Origin of the sequence: Sporosarcina sp. P18a, from assembly GCF_002743135.1 — a bacterium.
In the GTDB taxonomy this organism is placed as follows: Bacteria; Bacillota; Bacilli; order Bacillales_A; family Planococcaceae; genus Sporosarcina.
In genome coordinates, this window is record NZ_PDYQ01000013.1 from 1 (window position 1) to 5,262 (window position 5,262).

A 5,262-nucleotide genomic window follows, 5' to 3' on the forward strand; every position below is an offset into this window, starting at 1 on the left:
ATGTGAATTCTACTAGTCTTAATCATGTTATAATTACCATAACCTTGCAAACAAATTAGAAAATCAGAAAGCGGGCGATTATTCTGTTTACGATCAAAAATTTTGAAGACAACGAGAATGTAAAAGTCAGGGAGGAGCTAGGCCCTTTTAAAGTAGTAGAGTTTCAAAGAGAATTAAGTATCAATCATGCTACGGCCCAATCGGCATATTATGCTTCTGAAATGAATGTAAGAAGAAGACAGCTAGTTTGCGATGTCAGTCAATCAAACATTACGATTCAGGCAGGGGCCATGCAATGGATAGCCGGAGATGTGAAAGCGACGACTGGGCTCAAGGGAGTAGGAGACTTTATTGGAAAAGCGATTAGGGGCAAAGTAACCAAAGAATCGGCCATCAAACCTGAGTACACGGGAACCGGTACACTTGTTTTAGAACCAACGTACAAGCATATTTTACTACTGGATCTCGACGAGTGGGATCAGTCACTCATCATTGAAGACGGACTCTTTTTAGCTTGTGATTCAGGATTAAAACATAAGGCCATAATGCGCTCAAATCTTTCTTCTGCTGCATTGGGCGGGGAAGGTCTTTTCAATTTGGGACTTACTGGGCAAGGAACGATTGCACTGGAATCTTCCGTATCGAGAGAGGAACTTATAGAAATCGAGTTAGAAAATGATGAGTTGAAAATCGATGGAAATATGGCGATTGCTTGGTCAGGGGGTTTAGAATTTACTGTCGAGCGCTCTGGAAAAACACTTATGGGTTCGGCGGCTTCAGGCGAAGGATTGGTAAATGTCTACCGCGGAACAGGAAAAGTATTAATGGCGCCGTTCCTTCAATAAATTCGGAATACGGGATTCTATTAAAATAAGGTACTTGTGCAAGAAGCAAACATGAAGGTGTAAACCATCATGAACGTTTCACGCGCAGGTATTTTTAATTTCAAGGAATATGTTAGGATAAAGTAAAAATGGAAGGGGAGTTTGAATTGAAAAAGATAAATCGTGCATTGGGATCGTTTGTTATTCTTGGGCTATTGTTAGCGAGTTGCGGAACGGATGACGAAAAAACGAAGCAGGTCGATTCACCAGTGCAAAAAGTCGAGCCGGCACAAGACAATGAGTCAAAAGTCGAAGTAATGGAACGCCGACCAATGGTCAACGAATTCAATGAAGAAACCGATGACCTTGAAGAAGCATTCTTCTCGGAATATTCAAGCGTAAAAAGTTTCGTTGAAGACTCCGTAAATAGCATGAAAGAGGGATCTGACTATCGAAAGAAATTTGCGCACGCTGAACATTTTCTTGCTGAATCGACAATTACATATATTGGATATTTCCACAATGAAATTGAAGAACTTGGAATGACTGAAGACTTCGAAGAACTGCAGACGGCCGCAGCGGAATTAGTTGAAAAGTTTGGGACAAGCGGCGAACATCTTGAAGGGTATGAAACGAAGTATATTGAATTCGAAAATAAAATGAAGGACGTCTATTCAAAAATGTAAACAGACGTTCTTTTTAAAATAAGTTACTTGTGTGAGAAACAAACGTGAATGTTTAACCATTCATGAAAGTTTCGCGCACAGGTACCTTTTAATTTTTTTAAAAGACCTTCGAAAAAATTGAAACTTTTTCCTGATTTCTCCGTCTGTACGACAAATCGACATACAGAGCAATGATTGGGAGGTTAGCAAATTTGAAGAAGAAAATTATAACGATGTTTGGCGCATTGGTGCTGACGTGCAGTTCTTCGGTTGCTGGCTATGCCGCTGGAGAACAAATATTTTCTGATGTGCCGGCGAGCAAGCATTTTGCGCAGGCGGTGAATGAACTGGCGGAACGGCATGTCATTGGCGGCTATCCAGATGGAACATTTAAGCCCGGCAATCCAGTGACACGCGGACAGGCTGCTGCAATTATTGTGAAACTGACAGGCATAGACACTTCAAACGTGAAAGATTCGCATTTCAAGGATGTGGCAAAAACAAACGGTTCTTATCAGGCAATTGCCGCACTGGCGCAGGCAAATGTCATTGGCGGTTATGAAGATGGCCGGTTTGGTCCGAATGATCCAGTGAAACGGGGACAGCTCGCTTCTATTCTTGTAAAAGCATTCGATTTACCGCGTTATGATTTCTACGGAATGAAAAATCCTTTTAAAGACGTCGCGGGCAACCAGTCTCACAGTGCCAGCATTTTGATACTTCACCGGTTTGGAATTGCGGGCGGCATTGCGCCGGACCGTTTTGGTGTGAATCAGCCCGTGACGAGAGGGCAAGCAGCCAAGATGATGAAAGCAACAGAAGATGAAAAACCTGCGATGGTTTCATTTAAACCAGAAGAGCTTGGGATGGACGGAATATATTCAGTGATTTGGAAAGAGGATCAGGACGTGTACGAGTCAATTGTCACTCGCGACACAGCGTATGGACCGGGTAGACTGCAACTTATAGCACTGAAAGAAGGAACTGCGACACTGAATGTCAGCGGATATAACGGGGACTCGCCGATGAATGAAGATGAGGAGATCTACCGGAAATATTATGTGCATGTAAAAAAAACAGCTGACGTACTGAAGCTATCGATTGAGCAAACAGATGATTACTTGCCGACAGAGGCGCCGTTGGAATTGTCTAAAGCTGAGAAAGTCAAGAAAGTCAGACTGTATTCAGCAACTGATAAATTGCTAGAGGGTGACGCATCTCTCCATATATGCAAAGAAGATCAAAAGACTTGTATAACGATTCGCCAGCCGGGCAACTATTATGCCGTTGCTCAATTGTCGAGCGGTAAAGAAATCCGCTATGCGATTCATGTGAAAGAGCCGGAGCATGCTTATTTTCATTACGACATAGATGTGTTGAGAGAGCGTCCGTCTTATACATTCAACGTTGAAGAGCTGTTTGAAAAGAATGGGTATTATGATAAGAAAGCAGCACGGAATATCGGGAAGCACACTATCGTTACGAAAAATGCAGAAAACATTGCAACAATTAAAAGAGATCTCCACACGAATGTATTTCATGTGACAGCTAAGAAGGTCGGTACAGTTGAAGTAGAGTTTGAAAATTCCGTTTATTTTACGGGTGAAGTGGGCGACGGGGTGTCAGGTATGATCACTGGCATGGAAATAAAGGTCCGTGATCTGAATGGTTTGATTCATGTTTCCGCTTCACAAATATATGAACTTAATTATTGATGATATAGAAGGATGGGCAGTGAAGGAGAATATAAGGGATATCGCATGAGGGGGAACTCTTGTGTGATATCCCTTGTTTTAATTGAAAAGAGAAGAAGGAAGCGGTGTGTGGTTGAGAAACACGCGTTACTATATATTATAAATAAGGTACCTGTACGCGAAACAAACGTGAATGTGTAAACAAACATGAAGGTTTTATGCACAAGTTCCTTTATCAAAACGACAATAAAATCTTTGAAACTATTTCCGGATTCCTGCGTCTGTACGGTGTTACATAGACGGGAAAGGAAGATGTGAAATGAAAAAGATGATGATGGCGTTACTGAGTGCAATCGTGTTGGCTTGTGGTCTGCCTTTATCGGCGGGAGCGGCAAGCAGTCAACCGTTCAAGGATGTCTCGCCGAAGCAGCCATACGCGAAAGCGGTGAACGACTTGGCGGCACGCGATATTATTGGCGGTTATCCGGATGGTGCGTTCAAGCCGGGGAATCCGATTACGAGAGGGCAGGCCGCTTCCATTATTGCGAAGATGCTAAAATTGGATACGACGAACGTCAAAAATCCCGGGTTTACAGATGTCTCAACGAAAAATGGGCATTACCCTGCAATTGCAGCGCTGGCTGAAGCGAATGTGATTGGTGGCTATCAGGACGGCCGTTACGGTCCGAATGATCCGGTGAAACGGGGGCAGTTTGCTTCAATCATCGTGAAAGCGTTCGATTTGCCGCGATATTATTTCTACGATACGAAAAATCCGTTTAAGGATGTCGTGGAATATCAATCGCATGGTACGAATGTTCTCATCCTGTACCGTCTTGGAATTACTTCAGGTACGTCTCCTGACAGATTCAGCATCAATGCGCAGATTACGCGCAGCCAAGCAGCTGTATTATTGACGAAAACCGAGAAATCGAAGCCTACGATGGTTACGGTGCGGGCGGATGAACTAGGGTTCGATAGGATAAGTGTTCGTTCGGAATCGGGTGGCATCTATCAAGATCTTGATAATAAAAATGAATTGTTTCAAGTAATCTACACGTATGGAAAAGATCCATCAACAGACGGGCGGGTTCAATTGATTCCGCTGAAAGAAGGAAAGGGCATTCTCGCTTTACACGGATGGAAAGGCTCGCAGCAAGAAATTAAAAAGTATTACGTACAAGTGAAAAAAGTGAATGGGGAATTGCGGCTGACGCTTGAGAAAACGAATGATTATTTGCCGACTGCAGCGATCTTCGACATGCCTACAGCGGAAAAGATTACTAGTGTCAGCATTTATACAGTGGACGGTGCTTTGGTGTCCGATGATGCTACATTCGGTACGTACCAATATCCTACCCGCAAGTATATTGTGATCGACAAACCAGGTGACTACATTGCAACTGTGCGTTTTGCGAATGGAAAAGATGTACGGTTCGCAATTGAGGCAAAGATACCGAAAGATGGGTCATTTTATTATGACACTGAGGTGTTGCAAGAACAGCCTTCGCTTACTTATGATGTAGCGTCGTCGTACGATGGATATTATACCTATGACAAAAAAGCCGCGAATAATATAGGGAAGCACACGATACTCACTGAAAACGCCGAAGCTATAGCAACAGTAGAGCGGGAGCCGGGTACGGGCATATTCCATATTACAGCGAAAAGCGTAGGCACAATTGATATGGAATTTGAAAATGACGTCTATTGGATGATTGGCCAGCCGGGTGACGCGACGTCAGGCATAGATAGAGGGAGAACGATCCATGTAAAAGAAATGTATGGCATAGTGAATGTGTCTGTACGCTCTATTTTTGACATAAATCCCGATATGTAACGGTCACAATCGGTGCAATGGATATTACTGATTTTAAGTGAAGGTACCTGTGTTCGAAACAAACGTGAATGTGTAAAAAATAATGAAAATTTCACACACAGGTACCTTTCATCAATGTATAAGAAATGTGAATTCTACTAGTCTTAATCATGTTATAATTACCATAACCTTGCAAACAAATTAGAAAATCAGAAAGCGGGCGATTATTCTGTTTACGATCAAAAATTTTGAAGACAACG

4 protein-coding genes are annotated in these 5,262 nt (G+C 42.7%); all 4 read left to right on the plus strand.

Translation table 11 applies throughout. The features are described 5' to 3' along the window. The first annotated feature begins 221 nt into the window (after positions 1-221). Positions 222-845, plus strand: coding sequence for an AIM24 family protein (locus tag CSV75_RS15955; RefSeq protein ID WP_233191700.1), 624 nt, complete (start codon positions 222-224; stop codon positions 843-845). 146 nt (positions 846-991) lie between these two features. Further along, positions 992-1,510: a hypothetical protein gene (locus tag CSV75_RS15960; protein WP_144034792.1), complete on the plus strand. Its 519-nt coding sequence runs from the start codon at positions 992-994 to the stop codon at positions 1,508-1,510. Between the two features lie 191 nt (positions 1,511-1,701). Then, complete coding sequence (locus CSV75_RS15965; RefSeq protein WP_158231685.1) at positions 1,702-3,204, plus strand: S-layer homology domain-containing protein; 1,503 nt, start codon at positions 1,702-1,704, stop codon at positions 3,202-3,204. A gap of 298 nt (positions 3,205-3,502) precedes the next feature. After that, a complete protein-coding gene (locus tag CSV75_RS15970; RefSeq protein WP_099676602.1) occupies positions 3,503-5,023 on the plus strand; it encodes an S-layer homology domain-containing protein in 1,521 nt (506 codons plus the stop codon). Positions 5,024-5,262 lie beyond the last annotated feature (239 nt).